The organism is Rhodanobacter sp. UC4452_H20, from assembly GCF_052978205.1.
In genome coordinates, this window is record NZ_CM129662.1 from 2,671,285 (window position 1) to 2,685,373 (window position 14,089).

The 14,089-nt window shown below is 69.0% G+C and carries 9 protein-coding genes; 2 read left to right on the top strand and 7 right to left on the bottom strand.

Annotated features, from left to right (window positions below; genetic code table 11):
• Positions 1-125: 125 nt before the first annotated feature.
• Together ACVCMC_RS12585 and ACVCMC_RS12590 are read left to right on the top strand one after the other, a co-directional pair.
• Positions 126-2,453, top strand: coding sequence for a Tex family protein (locus ACVCMC_RS12585; RefSeq protein ID WP_447097523.1), 2,328 nt, complete (start codon positions 126-128; stop codon positions 2,451-2,453).
• Positions 2,454-2,566: 113 nt separating this feature from the next.
• Positions 2,567-4,414, top strand: a complete 1,848-nt coding sequence (locus ACVCMC_RS12590; protein ID WP_447097524.1) for an autotransporter domain-containing protein — start codon at positions 2,567-2,569, stop codon at positions 4,412-4,414.
• Positions 4,415-4,531: 117 nt separating this feature from the next.
• Here ACVCMC_RS12590 and ACVCMC_RS12595 read toward each other — a convergent pair whose 3' ends face one another.
• From ACVCMC_RS12595 to ACVCMC_RS12625, 7 genes are all read right to left on the bottom strand, one after another.
• The gene (locus tag ACVCMC_RS12595) at positions 4,532-5,404 is read right to left on the bottom strand and encodes a YbaY family lipoprotein (RefSeq protein ID WP_447097525.1); all 873 of its coding nucleotides are present in this window, start codon (positions 5,402-5,404) and stop codon (positions 4,532-4,534) included.
• A 172-nt stretch (positions 5,405-5,576) separates the two neighbouring features.
• A complete protein-coding gene (purD, locus tag ACVCMC_RS12600; protein ID WP_447097526.1) occupies positions 5,577-6,860 on the bottom strand; it encodes a phosphoribosylamine--glycine ligase in 1,284 nt (427 codons plus the stop codon).
• Positions 6,861-6,927: 67 nt separating this feature from the next.
• Positions 6,928-8,301 carry an AMP-binding protein gene (locus ACVCMC_RS12605; protein ID WP_447097527.1) on the bottom strand — a complete coding sequence of 458 codons (1,374 nt, stop codon included), beginning with the start codon at positions 8,299-8,301 and terminating at the stop codon, positions 6,928-6,930.
• A 97-nt stretch (positions 8,302-8,398) separates the two neighbouring features.
• Positions 8,399-8,971 (bottom strand): L-threonylcarbamoyladenylate synthase, encoded by a 573-nt coding sequence (locus ACVCMC_RS12610; protein WP_447097528.1) that lies wholly within the window; start codon positions 8,969-8,971, stop codon positions 8,399-8,401.
• Positions 8,971-11,469 carry a DNA topoisomerase I gene (locus tag ACVCMC_RS12615; protein ID WP_447097529.1) on the bottom strand — a complete coding sequence of 833 codons (2,499 nt, stop codon included), beginning with the start codon at positions 11,467-11,469 and terminating at the stop codon, positions 8,971-8,973. The genes ACVCMC_RS12610 and ACVCMC_RS12615 overlap by 1 nt, the downstream gene beginning before the upstream one ends.
• Before the next feature lie 82 nt (positions 11,470-11,551).
• On the bottom strand, positions 11,552-12,697 hold the full coding sequence (dprA, locus tag ACVCMC_RS12620) for a DNA-processing protein DprA (RefSeq protein WP_447097530.1): 1,146 nt from the start codon (positions 12,695-12,697) through the stop codon (positions 11,552-11,554).
• Between the two features lie 86 nt (positions 12,698-12,783).
• Complete coding sequence (locus tag ACVCMC_RS12625) at positions 12,784-13,905, bottom strand: LysM peptidoglycan-binding domain-containing protein (RefSeq protein ID WP_447097531.1); 1,122 nt, start codon at positions 13,903-13,905, stop codon at positions 12,784-12,786.
• Between the last annotated feature and the right edge of the window lie 184 nt (positions 13,906-14,089).

Genomic DNA, 14,089 nt, shown 5'->3' on the forward strand with positions numbered 1-14,089 from the left:
GGCGCCGCGGTTCGTCCGCGGCGCCGTTTTCATTGGCGCGCCGACGATTCCCGGGCGCTTGTTATCATCAACGGCTTGACCTTTTCATTCGGCGGCACCGCGCCGCCGCCAGGAACGCTCCACCCATGCCCAGCATCGAACAACGCATTGCCCACGACATCGCCGCGAAGACCGAACAGGTGCGCGCGGCGGTGGACCTGCTCGACGGCGGCGCCACCGTGCCGTTCATCGCGCGCTACCGCAAGGAAGTCACCGGCGGCCTCGACGACACCCAGCTGCGCCTGCTGGAAGAACGCCTGCGCTACCTGCGGGAACTGGAAGAACGCCGCGCGGCGATCCTCGCCAGCGTCGAGGAACAGGGCAAGCTCGACGACGCCTTGAAGGCGGACATCCTCGCCGCCGACACCAAGGCGCGGCTGGAGGATCTGTACCTGCCGTACAAGCCCAAGCGCCGCACCAAGGCGCAGATCGCCCGCGAGGCCGGGCTGGAACCGCTGGCAGCTGGCCTGCGCGAGGATCCCACGCGATCGCCGGAAGCCTTCGCCGAAGCGTTCGTCGATGCGGACAAGGGCGTGGCCGACGTGCGCGCCGCACTCGACGGCGCGCGCGCCATCCTGATGGAAGCGATCGCCGAGGACGCGCACCTGGTCGGCGAGCTGCGCGACTGGCTGTGGTCGCAAGGGCAGATTCGCGCCAAGGTGGTCGCGGGCAAGGAGAACGAAGGCGCCAAGTTCCGCGACTACTTCGACCACGTCGAGCCGATCGGCAAGATCCCCTCGCACCGCCTGCTGGCGCTGATGCGCGCGCGCAACGAGGGCGTGATCGAACTGGAACTGGCGCCCGCCGCCGACAGCGAACAGGGCCACGCCGAGGGCGAGGGCCGCGTCGCGGCGCACGCGAACATCCACGACCGCAGCCGTGCCGCCGACGCCTGGCTGCGCGAGACCGTGCGCCTGACCTGGCGCGTGAAGCTGCACCTGCACCTCACGCTGGACCTGTTCGGCCGCGTGCGCGAAGGCGCCGAGGACGAGGCGATCCGCGTGTTCGGCGACAACCTGAAGGACCTGATGCTGGCCGCACCGGCCGGCGCGAAGACCGTGATGGGGCTCGATCCCGGCATCCGCACCGGCTGCAAGGTGGCGGTGGTCGACGCCACCGGCAAGCTGCTGGCCACCGACACGATCTACCCGCTGGAGCCGCGGCGGCAGTGGAACGAATCGCTGGTTTCGCTGGCGAAGCTGTGCAAGCAGCACAACGTCGACCTGATCGCGATCGGCAACGGCACCGGCTCGCGCGAGACCGACAAGCTGGCCGGCGAGCTGATCAGGAAGCTGGCCGACGCGAAGCTGTCGAAGATCGTGGTGAGCGAGGCCGGCGCCTCGGTGTATTCGGCCTCCGAACTCGCCGCGAAGGAGTTCCCCGGACTGGACGTGAGCCTGCGCGGCGCCGTCTCGATCGCGCGACGGCTGCAGGACCCGCTGGCCGAACTGGTGAAGATCGAGCCGAAGGCGATCGGCGTGGGCCAGTACCAGCACGACGTGAACCAGATCAAGCTGGCGCGCGCGCTGGACGCCAAGGTGGAGGACTGCGTCAACGCCGTCGGCGTGGACGTGAACACCGCCTCGGCCGCGCTGCTCGCGCGCGTGGCCGGGCTGTCCGCTTCGGTGGCCGAGAATGTGGTGAAGCACCGCGATGCGAACGGCCCGTTCCCGAACCGCAAGGCGCTGCTGAAGGTGCCGCGGCTCGGCGACAAGGCCTTCGAGCAGTGCGCCGGTTTCCTGCGCGTGCCCGACGGCGACAACCCGCTGGACGCCAGCGCGGTGCATCCGGAAGCCTACCCGGTGGTCGAGCGGATCATCGCCCAGTGCGGCCGCGAGGTGCGCAACATCATCGGCGACGCCGGCTTCCTGCGCGGGCTCAAGCCCGAGCAATTCACCGATGAAAAGTTCGGCGTGCCGACCGTGCGCGACATCCTGAAAGAGCTGGAAAAGCCCGGCCGCGACCCGCGCCCGGAGTTCGTGGCGCCGCGCTTTGCCGAAGGCGTCGAGGACGTGAAGGATCTGAAGCCCGGCATGATCCTGGAAGGCCGCGTCACCAACGTCGCCGCATTCGGTGCCTTCGTCGACATCGGCGTGCACCAGGACGGCCTGGTGCATGTCTCGGCGCTGTCGCACAGCTTCGTGAAGGACCCGCGCGACGCGGTGAAGGCCGGCGACATCGTCAAGGTCAAGGTGATGGAGGTGGACCTTCCGCGCCAGCGCATCGGCCTCAGCATGCGCCTGGACGACGAACCGGGGCAGGCGCGCGGCAGCCGTCCGGGCGCCGGCAGCGATGCCCGTGGCGGCTCGCGCGACGGCCGCGGCCCGCGTCCGGGGGGCGGCGCACCCAAGCCCGCGGCCGCGCCCGCCAGCAACGCTTTCGCCGACGCGTTCGCGCGCGCCGGCAAGCGCTGAAGCGCCGACCACCATCCGCCTGCGGCGGCGATGCGCTGCAGCATGCGGTTCCGTATGGAATACCGTACCGTAACCCGCAACGAACAAGGCCATCCCGGCCGAGGAGTACTTCCATGCTTCGCACCCGCCATCTGGCCGGCGCCATCGCAACCGCCATGCTGTTCAGCACGGCCGCCGCAGCCGCCGATTTCAGCAACGTCATCGTCTTCGGCGACAGCCTGAGCGACAACGGCAACATCTCGCTGGCCAGCGCACCGACGATCCAGCCGCCGCTGCGCTTCACCACCAACCCGGGCACCACCGCGGCGGAGAACGTGGCGACGGGCCTGGGCTTCACGCTGGCGCCGTCGGCGGCCGGCGGCACCGACTACGCCTGGGGCGGCGCGGGCTTCGTCAACAACGTCGCCGCGGTACCGACCATCACCCAGCAGCTGCAGATGTACCTCGGCGCGAACGGCGGCAAGGCCGACTCGCGTGCGCTGTACCAGGTCTGGGGCGGCGCCAACGACATCTTCTACCTGAGCGGTACGCTGAGCGATCCGAACGCGATCTCCGCCGGCGCGGTCAATGCGGCGCAGACCGAGCTTGGCGTGCTCGCCGGCCTGCAGGCGGCCGGCGCGAAATACGTGCTGGTCTACAACCTGCCCGATCTCGGCAAGACCCCGCAGGCCGCGCTCGGCGGCGCCACCGCACAGGCCGGCGCCAGCCAGCTCGCCGTGCTCTACAACGGCGTGCTCAACAGCGGCCTGGCGCAACTCAGCAACAACGGCCTGAACATCATCCCGGCGAACACCTACGCGCTGCTCAACGAAGTGATCGCCAACCCGGGCGCCTACGGTTTCAGCAACGTCACCGCGCCGGCCTGCGGCGCCGGTTCCAGTTCGGTGCAGTGCGGCCCGCAGGGCTCGGGCCTGCCGTACAGCTACGCGGCCGGCGCCGACCAGACCTACCTGTTCGCCGACGGCGTGCACCCGACCACCGCCGCCCACGCCATGCTGGGCCAGTACGTGCTGTCGGTGATCCACGCGCCGGAGCAGATCTCGCTGCTCGGCGAAGCGCCGCTGGCGGCCAGCGCCGTGCAGAACCGCGTGATGCGCGACCAGATGCTGACCACCGGCAAGGACGGCGACGTGCGCACCTTCGTCAACATCGACTACGCCCGGCAACGCTTCGACGCCAGCAACAACTCGCCGCGCACCAACAGCGACAACCTCAACTTCACCCTGGGCGCGAACTATTTCGCCGGCGAGCACGTCACTGCCGGCGTGGCGCTCGGCGTCGGCCAGCACAACGCCGACTTCTCCGGCGGCGGCGGCTACAAGCTGCAGGACGTCAGCGGCCTGGGCTACGTCGGCTACCACAACGGTGGCGGCTACGTGGGCGGCTACGTCAACTTCGGCCAGTCCAACTTCAAGGACATCGAGCGCCGCATGAACATCGGCGCGATGCAGCGCACCGAGACCGGCAAGACCGACGGCTCGCACCTTGGCGGCGGCGTCACCGGCGGCTGGTGGTTCGAGCTGGGCAACGACTTGCAGACCGGCCCGTTCGCCACCGTCGACTGGGAGACCGTGAAGATCAGCGGCTACAGCGAGAGCGGCAACGACAGCAGCGCGATGTGGTTCGGCCGCCAGCAGCGCGACTCGCTGATATCCACCCTGGGCTGGCGCCTGCGCGGCCAGTGGCAGGTCAACAACCTGGTGATGTCGCCGTATGCCGAACTGGGCTGGAACCACGACAGCAAGGCCGATGCACGTGAGGTCCGCGCCGGCCTCAACAGCATGAACGGCAGCTTCGCGCTGACCGGCTTCAGCCCCGACCAGAGCTGGGGCGCCGCCACGCTGGGGCTGTCCGCCCGGCTGACCCCCAGCGTGCAAAGCTGGATCGGCTACAGCGGCCGCTTCGGCGACAACAGCCAGAAGTACAACAGCGTCAACATGGGCGTGCGGATCGACCTCTGATCCGGCCAGGCCGCGACTCGGCCGGCCCGGGTCACGTCCATGAAAAAAGCCGCCCGCTGATGCGGGCGGCTTTTTCTTTGCGAGCTTCCCGCTCGACGCGGGAGACTCTGCAGCGACTTACTTGTTCTTGCCGTTGGTGGCGAGGCCGAGGATGGTCATCGCCTCCTGCTTGAGCTTCGCCGCCTCGGCCGGGTCCAGCGGCTGCACGTCGCTGCCGACCTGGTGCTGCTTCAGCACCAGCGTGCCGTCATCGCTCCAGCCGGCACGGTCGATCGAGGAGGGCTTGCCGTCGCGGCTGGCCATGTGCTGCTGCACGATCGCCCACGGCTTGCCGTCCTTGTAGGCATAGTCGGTGCTGGTGAAGCCGTCCTTGGTGTACTCGACCAGCTCGCGGATGAACTGGATCTGGCCGTCCTGGCGGAACAGCTGCCAGCCGCGCGAGGCGTCCTTCTCCAGCTTGGTGCCGTGGTTGACCTTCATCGCACCGAGCTGCTTCTGCACGTCGTCGAATGCGGCCAGCAATTTTTCCCCGGGGGTCTGCTCGGCGACCAGCTGGATCGACACCGCGTCGTTCTGGCTGCCCTTGGCCAGCACCGGCGCCTGGATCGGCATCACGTACTGGCGCTCGCCGTCGGTCAGGATCGCCTGCACCACGTACAGGTCGTTCGGCTTGACGTCGGCGGGGTTGAAGGTGAGCTTGAACGGCTGCGGAAAGCTGCCGGCCGGCGAGGTCTTGGTGGCCAGCGGCGCGGAGCCGACCGCGGTGGAGGAGACATCGACCAGGTTAAGCACCAGCGTTGCCTTGTCCGAAGGCTGCGGCGTACCTGCGCGCAGGGAGATCGTGCCGCTGACTTCGCTGGGGATCGATACCTTGGCCGCACTTTCGGCGTTGGCGGGACCGCCGTTTGCGGCCTGATCCGACGACGAACCTTGGCAGCCGGCGAGGGCCAGCGCAGCAACCGATACCAGCGACAAAACCGTCTTGCGCATGCCAGAAACCTCTTTATGCGTGAAATCGACACGTGGTCGCGCGGGCCTGGTGGCGCCACGACTCTACGCGGGGGAGCCTGCAAGCATATCGCAAAAAAGCGGGCGCGGAAAAGTCAATCCCCGCCCGCCCGCCGTGCGCGCGCGTACGCTGCATGCCGGCGCTGCAGCGCTTTCAGCGTCGATGCAAGGCGCGATGGGCGATGTCGCGGCGGTGAAACGCACCCTCCCAGCGCAGCCTGCCGACCGCCGCATAGGCGCGCTCGCGCGCCGCGGCAAGATCGCTGCCCAGCGCACACACGCAGAGCACGCGCCCGCCCGACGTCACCACGCGACCCTGCGCGTCGCGGGCGGTGCCGCCGTGGAACACCTTCACGTCGCCATCGTCGATGTCGTCCAGGCCCGCGATCGAATCGCCCGTGCGCACGCGTCCGGGGTAACCGGCGGCGGCCATCACCACGCCAATGGAGGGGCGGCTGTCCCAGCGCGCGCGGGTCTGCGCCAGATGGCCGTCCAGCGCGGCGTCGATCAGCTCGACCAGATCGGACTTCAGCCGCAACAAGATCGGTTGGGTTTCCGGGTCGCCGAAGCGCACGTTGAACTCGATCACCTTCGGCGCGCCGGACTTGTCGATCATCAGGCCGGCGTAGAGGAAGCCGATGAACGGCGCGCCCTCGGCCGCCATGCCGCGCAGGGTCGGCTCGATCACTTCCTTCAGGATGCGCTGCTCGACCTCCGGCGTGACCACCGGCGCCGGCGAGTACGCGCCCATGCCGCCGGTGTTCGGACCGAGGTCGCCCTCGTCGCGGCGCTTGTGGTCCTGGCTGGAGGCCATCGGCAACGCGTGGCTGCCGTCGCTCATCACGATGTAGCTGGCCTCCTCGCCGTCGAGGAATTCCTCGATCACCACCCGCGCCGAGGCGTCGCCGAACGCGTGCGCGCCGAGCATGTCGTGCAGCGCCAGTTCCGCATCGGCCAGGGTCAGCGCCACCACCACGCCCTTGCCGGCAGCGAGGCCGTCGGCCTTGATCACGATCGGCGCGCCCTGCCGGCGTACGTAGGCCAGCGCGGGATTGAGTTCGGTGAACACCGCGTAGTGCGCGGTGGGGATGTTGTGCCGCTGCAGGAAATCCTTCGCGAACGCCTTGGAACCTTCCAGCTGCGCGGCGATCGCGCGCGGCCCGAAGATGCGCAGGCCGGCGGCGCGGAACTTGTCGACCACGCCGGCCACCAGCGGCACCTCGGGGCCGACCACGGTCAGCCCGACCTTCTCGCGTTTCGCCAACTGCAGCAGGCCATCGAGGTCGTTCATCGCGACCTCGGCGTTGCGCACGCCCGGTTCGCGCGCGGTACCGGCGTTGCCGGGGGCCACGATCACCTCGTCGACCTGCACGGACTGCCCGAGCTTCCACGCCAGCGCGTGCTCGCGTCCGCCGCTGCCGATGACCAGAACCTTCATTGCCGCACTCCCGCTCGCCACCCGGCGCAGTCGCCCATTGTAGCGGCAGCGATCCGCCGCCCGGGCGTCAGCCTGGCGGTTGCAGCAGCGCCAGCAGTGCCGCGCGCGGCAGCTTGCCGGTTTCGTTGCGCGGCAAGGCGGCCACCCGCTTCAGCGGGCGTGGCAGGAACAGCGGATCGATCGCGCGACGCAGCGCGTCGAGGATGGCGTGCTCGTCCAGCTCCGGCGCCACCACCAGCGCGGCGATGCGGTGCACGCCGAGCGCGTCGCCGTCACCGTGCTGGAACACCACGCCGTCGCGCACGCCGGGAATCGCCAGCAGGCGGCGGGTGAGGTCGGCCAGCGAGGCGCGCTTGCCGGCGATCTCCAGCATGTCGGCATGCCGTCCGCACAGGCGGAAACGGCGGCCGTCGCGCGACAGGCTGACCAGGTCGGCCAGGCTGACCGGCGCGCCGAGCTGCGGCGCCTCGACCGCGGTGCCATCGGGTTGCGGGTGCAAGGTCACGTCGTCGTACAGCAGCCAGTCTTCGTCCACGGTGGGGCGGCGGCTGGCGAACACGCAGGTTTCGGTGGAGCCGAACACTTCCAGCAGCGGCGCGGCGAAGCGCTGCTCGGCGGCGCGCGCCAGCCCGACCGGCAACGGCGCGGTGGCCGATACCATCGCCGCGACCGCCGGCAGCTCGATGCCCGAATCGATCAGCGCGCGCAGATGCACCGGCGTGGTCACCAGCACCCGCGGTGCCGGCACCGCGGCCAACGCGGCGGCCACGTCGGCGGGAAAGAACGGGCGGCCGGTGTGCACGCCGACATTGCCCAGCAGCGGCAACAGCACCGACATCTCCATGCCGTACATGTGCTGCGGCTGCACCGTGGCGACCAGCTCGAAGCGCTCGCCGACAATGGCGTGCAGCCGCGCCAGGTTGCCCGCGTTGCTGGCGTGGAAACTGCCCCAGGTCTTCGGGTTCGGCATCGGCGTGCCGGTGGAGCCGGAGGTGTAGCCGATCGCCACCACCCGGTCGGCCGGCAAGGTCGGCCAGGGCGCCTCGACGTACGCCGGTCGCGGCGCGTCGAACGACGGCAGTTGCTGATAACCGGGCGGCGCCGGGTCGAGCCGCTGATCGCCCAGCGCGTGGCACCCGGGGTGAGCCTTCATCACCTCGTCCACCGCCTGCGGCGCACGCGAGGACGGCAGCAGGTTGGCCTGGCCGCGCAACGCCACCGCGCAGAACGCGACCAGGAAGGCGTAGCGGTCCTCGCACAGGTTCACCACCGCCGGTGCGTGCGGCAGCGACGCCGCCACCGCGCGGACCTCGGCGAGGAAGTGTCCGGCGCTGATCGCCTCGCCCTCCCGCCAGGCCACCACGCGCGCCGGGTCCGCAGCCGCCAGCAAGGGCAGCAGCGGTGGAAGCTCGCGCTGGCGCGGGTCGTGGACGGTAACCAAACGGCTGTCTCCGTGGATGCTCAAATGGCGTGCGGCAGCATCGCGCCGCCACGCGGACGGTGGCGTGAATGCCCCGACGTGCGCTCCCCCCGCACGTTCAGGCGCGGATGATAGCGCCCGAAAGGGCGTCGCGAATCACCGTGGGGCTGGATTGGTCACCCAGCGGGGCATCCAGCAGGCCGTCCAGGGCATCGCCAAAATACTCGGCCACGGTCTGCGCGGCGCGGGCCGGCGGCTGCCCGTGCGGGTTGGCGCTGGTCGACACCAGCGCGCCGCCGAAGGCACGGCACAGTAACGCCGTCGGTTCGTGCGCGCTGACCCGCAGCGCGACGCCGGCATGCGCGCCGGCCACCCAGTCGGGCACCCATGCCGAGCGCGGGAAAATCCACGTGTACGGCCCCGGCCAGCTGGCGCGCACCTGCCGCAGCACCGCATCGGGCACCGCCGCGAAGTCGATGCAGGGTTCGACCTGGCTGAAGTCCGCCGCGATCAGCAGCACGCCCTGCGTCGACGGGCGCTGCTTCAGCGCGAACACCCGCTCGAACGCGCCGCGGTCGAACGGATCGCAGCCGAGGCCGAACACCGCCTCGGTCGGATAGGCGAGCACGCCGCCGCCATGCAGCAGTGCAGCAGCGGCATCGACTTCGTCGAGCGTGAAACGCTGCAGCATCAGGCGCCGGCCTTGCCGGCAAGAGACTTCTTCGCCGCGGTCTTCTTCGTGGCGGTTTTCTTCGCCGCGGCTTTTTTCGCGGCCGTCTTTTTCGCCGGCGCCTTCTTCGTCGCGGCCTTCTTCACTGCGGCCTTCTTCGCCGGCGCGGCCTTCTTCGCGGCGGCTTTCCTGGTCGCCGTCTTCTTGCCGAAGCGGCCCTTCTTCACCGGCGCGGCGGCAAGCAGTTCGAGGCACTGTGCCTCGGTCAGCAGCTTCGGTTCCTGCTCCTTCGGGATGCGTGCGTTCTTCTCGCCATCGGTGATGTAGGCGCCGTAGCGGCCGTTGAGCACCTGCACGCCGTTGCCGAAATCGAGAATCATCCGGTTGGCCAGCATCTCCAGCTTGTCGGCCACCAGTTGCAGCGCACGCGGCAGTTCGATCGTGTACGGATCATCCTCGGGCTTGAGCGAAGCGTAGGTGCTGCCCTGCTTCACGAACGGGCCGAAACGGCCGATGCCGACGCTGACCTCGTCGCCGTTGTCCGCCTGGCCGAGCTGGCGCGGCAGCTTGAAGAGCTCCAGCGCCTCGGCCAGGCTGATCGTGTGCATGCTCTGGCCCGGGCGCAGCGAGGCGAACTGCAGTTTCTCGTCGCTGTCCTTGTCGCCGATCGCGGCATACGGCCCGAAGCGGCCCAGCCGCACGAACACCGGCTTGCCGGTCTTCGGATCGCTGCCCAGTTCGCGCGCACCGGTGGCCTCGCTGCGGTCGACCGACTCGGCCTTCTCGTCCACCTGCTGCTTGAACGGCAGCCAGAAGCGCTGCATCAATGGCACCCAGGCTTCCTCGCCGCGACTGACCGCGTCGAGCTCGTCCTCCAGCTTGGCGGTGAAGTCGTAATCGACGTATTGGGTGAAGTGCTGGGTGAGGAATTTGCTCACCGCGCGACCCACGTCGCTGGGCTTGAAGCGGCGGCTGTCGAGGAACACGTATTCGCGGTTCTGCAGTACCTGGATGATGCTGGCGTAGGTCGACGGGCGGCCGATGCCATGTTCTTCCAGCGCCTTGACCAGGCTTGCCTCGGAGTAGCGCGGCGGCGGCTCGGTGAAGTGCTGGTCGGCGACGATCTCATGCAGCGGCACCGCCTCGCCTTTCGCCAGCCGCGGCAGGCGGCGGCCTTCATCGTCGTCCTCGGCGGTCTTCTGGTCGCGGCCTTCCTCGTATACGGCCAGGAAGCCGGGATCGACCACGGTGGTGCCGCTGGCGCGGAACGAGGCGTCGCCACCGGGGGCGTCCGGCAACGCGAACTCCACCGTGACGGTGTTCAACGTGGCATGGATCATCTGGCAGGCGACGGTGCGCTTCCAGATCAGCTCGTACAGCTTGCGCTGGTCGTCGTTGAGGAAGGCGGCCACCGATTTCGGCGTGTGCATCGCCGAGGTGGGGCGGATCGCCTCATGCGCTTCCTGCGCATTCTTCGACTTGGTCTTGTATACCTGCGCCGCGTCCGGCAGCGCCTTCGCGCCGAAGTCGCGGGCAATCAGCTGGCGCAGCTCGGCCATCGCGTCGTCGCCGAGCATGGTCGAGTCGGTACGCATGTAGGTGATCAGGCCGACGTTGCCCTCGTCGCCCAGCGCCACGCCTTCGTACAGGCCCTGCGCCACCTTCATCGTGCGGCTGGTGGTGAAGCCGAGCTTGCGCGCGGCCTCCTGCTGCAGGGTGGAGGTGGTGAACGGCGCGGCCGGGCGGCGCTTGCGCTCCTTCGAGGTGACGTCGCTGACCGTGAGCTGGCCGCGTGCGGCCTGCTTCAGCGCCGCACGCGCGGCTTGGGCATCGGCTTCGTTGGTGAGGTCGAACTGCTCGAACTTCTTGCCGTTGAGACGCGACAGCCGCGCACTGAAGTCGCCTTCGACGTGCTTGAGCTGCGCTTCCACGGTCCAGTACTCGCGCGCCTTGAACGCCTCGATCTCTTCCTCGCGCTCGACGATCATGCGCAGCGCCGGCGACTGCACGCGGCCGGCGGAAAGCCCGCGCTGCACCTTGCGCCACAGCACCGGCGACAGGTTGAAGCCGACCAGGTAGTCCAGCGCGCGGCGCGCCTGCTGCGCGTCGACCAGGTCGTGCGAGAGCTGGCGCGGCGCGGCCACCGCGGCCTTGATCGCCTTCGGCGTGATCTCGGAGAACACCACCCGGTGCAGCTGCTTGCCCTTGGTCAGGCCGCGCTCCTTCAGGATCTCGCTGATGTGCCAACTGATCGCCTCGCCTTCGCGATCCAAGTCGGTCGCCAGATAGATGTCGTCAGCCTCCCGGGCCGCCTTGGCGATCGCGTCGACGTGTTTCTGGTTGCGCTCGATCACCTCGTAGGCCATCGCGAAACCGTGCTCGGTGTCGACCGCGCCCTCCTTCGGCTTCAGGTCGCGCACGTGACCGTAGGATGCGAGGACCTGGAAGTCCTTGCCGAGGTATTTGTTGATCGTCTTGGCCTTGGCCGGTGATTCGACGATGAGCAGGTTTTTTGCCATGAAGCGGGATATCCAAAAGTGAACCACCGGCGCTTCCGTGCCGGACATATATATAGTTGAAACCACGCCATGGCTTCGGCTGTCAAGCCCGCAGGGACGTGGGCATGACCTGGTAGGCGTTGCCCGACCGGCGTTCGATGCGCCCGTCCAGTTCCAGCATCAGCAGCATCGAGGACAGTGCCGCGGCCGACAGCTCGGTGCGCTGCACAAGTTCATCCATTGTCGCCGGTTCGTGGCCAAGTGCGGACAACAATCGTCGATAATCGGCGTCCGCCGCGGTCGCCGTCGTGACGGTTCCGACCTCCTCGCCACCCAGCCGAGCGGCCAGTTCGAGGCCCAGTGAACGCGCCGCGGGGGCCAGCAATTCGACGATTTCCGCCGCGCATTCCACCAGTCGCGCGCCATCGCGGATCAGCCGGTGGCAGCCGCTGGCCAGCGGATTGTGGATCGATCCTGGCAGCGCGAACACCTCGCGGCCCTGCTCGGCGGCCAGTCGCGCGGTGATCAGCGAACCCGAACGCAGCCCCGCCTCGACCACCAGCACCCCCAGCGCCAGCCCGGAGATGATCCGGTTGCGGCGGGGGAAATGGTCGGCCCGCGCCGCCGTGCCGGGCGGAAATTCGCTGACCAGCGCGCCGTGTTCGACCAGGCGCCGGGCCAACGCGTGGTGTTTGCGCGGATACACCCGATCGGGCCCGGTACCGATCACCGCCAGCGTCTTCGCGCCGGCATCCAGTGCGGCGGCGTGTGCCGCGCCGTCGATGCCGTCGGCCATGCCGCTGGTGATCGTGAAACCCGCCTCGGCCAGCGTACGGGCAAACGCCCGCGCGTGCGCCATGCCGCTGGCGCTGGCTGCGCGCGCGCCGACGATGGCCACCTGCGGATGCAGCAGCAGGCTCGCATCGCCCGCCACGAACAGCACCGCCGGCGGCTGCGGGATGTGCTCCAGTTGCGGCGGGAAATCCGCATCCGTGCACCGCAGCAGCCGGTGGCCGGGCTCGGCCAGCCAGGCCAGGTCCTGCGCCAGGCGCGCCTCGTCCGGGTGCTCCAGCCAGGCCAGCGCGGCGGAATCGAGCCCGGCACCGTCACGGCGCAACTGCGCCAGCGCGGCATGGATGTCGCCGTCGCCGCGATCCAGCCACTGGCGCAGGCCGCCGGGACCGAGCCCGGGCGTGCGCAGCGCGGTCAGCCAGGCGCGGTGGTCGTCATCAGGGTGCGGATCATGCATGCCCGGGAGTGTACGCAGCGACCGCAGACGAAGACGGCGCGGTGGTGGCCGCGCCGTCGTGTAGGAGGATGCCGTTGCGATGGCCGCTATTCGGGCATGGTCAGCCGGCCGCCGGCGTGTACCGGGCGCAGGCTGTCCATCACCAGGCCGTAGCTGACCCGGTCGAAGGTGCGGAACACCATGACGTGGCCGACGTACTCGTCCGGCAGCTTGACCTTTTCGCCTACGCCGCGGTTCCAGCTGTTGCTGGCCACATCGTCGTGGATGGTCTCGCCGGGCTCGAAGATCGAGAACGTGGTGCCGTTGTCGACGCCGTCGCGGGCACCCACCGAGAGCAGCACCACCTGGCGCGAACCCGCCGCGCGCAGGGCGTCGGCGAAACCGATCACCTTGGCGTCGGCCGGCAGCGACTTCGGCGCATGCGGGTAGTAGTACGCGTCGTACGGATGCTCGTCGATCGGCATGATGCGGTCGCCGCTGCGGATCTCGCGGGTGGAGTCGAGCAGCAGCAGGGTGGCCGGATCACCGGTGCGCAGGGTCTCGGCGGTGCCGATCACCGTCACCTCGACGCCGAGGTCGTCGCCCTTGCCATAGTGGCCGTCGTTGCGCGAATCCTCGCGCCACGGCGCATTGACCATTGCCGCGTTGCTGTCCAGGCCGTGCGCCACCAGGTCGGCATCGGCCGGATCGTTCTGGTCGAAGCCGCGGAACACGTGGCTGGGCCGCACGATCGCCCAGCGCTGGCCCGGCTCGCCCTGCAAGCCGCGCACGTAAAGGTTCTGGCCGACGGCGCCGCGCAGGCGGTTCTCTTCCAGGCCGACCACGTAGGGCGCGGAGCTGACCGCGTTGGAATCCATCACCCGCATGTCTTTCAGGAACATCTTCAGCTGGCTGAGCGGAATCGCCGGCACCGCCTCGCCTTCGCGATGCACGCCGGGCTCCAGCCGCAGGCTCGGGCCGTTGATGAAGGACAGGTTGAGCACGTCGCCGGGATAGATCAGGTGGGGATTGCGCACCTGCGGGTTGGCCTGCCAGATCTCCGGCCACAACCACGGCTTGGCCAGGAATTTGGCGGAGATGTCCCACAACGTGTCGCCACGGCGAACGGTGTAGCTGTCGGGGTGATTGGCACGCAATTGCGCGCCCGCGGCATAGACGGTCAGGGTGACCAGCATGCCGGCCAGCAACACGATTGTCTTTCTGATCATTGGCGGGAATCCCCCTTCCCCAGATGCTCGGTCGAGTGTAACCGAATGGTTAACCCGCGCAACCGGCGCGGGTTGGCGAAAATCGTCTGCGCTCGCGTGCTTGCCGACGTACAATGATGCACATTCTAGATCGCGTCGGGGTGGGATTTTTACCAAGTCGCCCGCACTTTCGACGCCGAGGTGA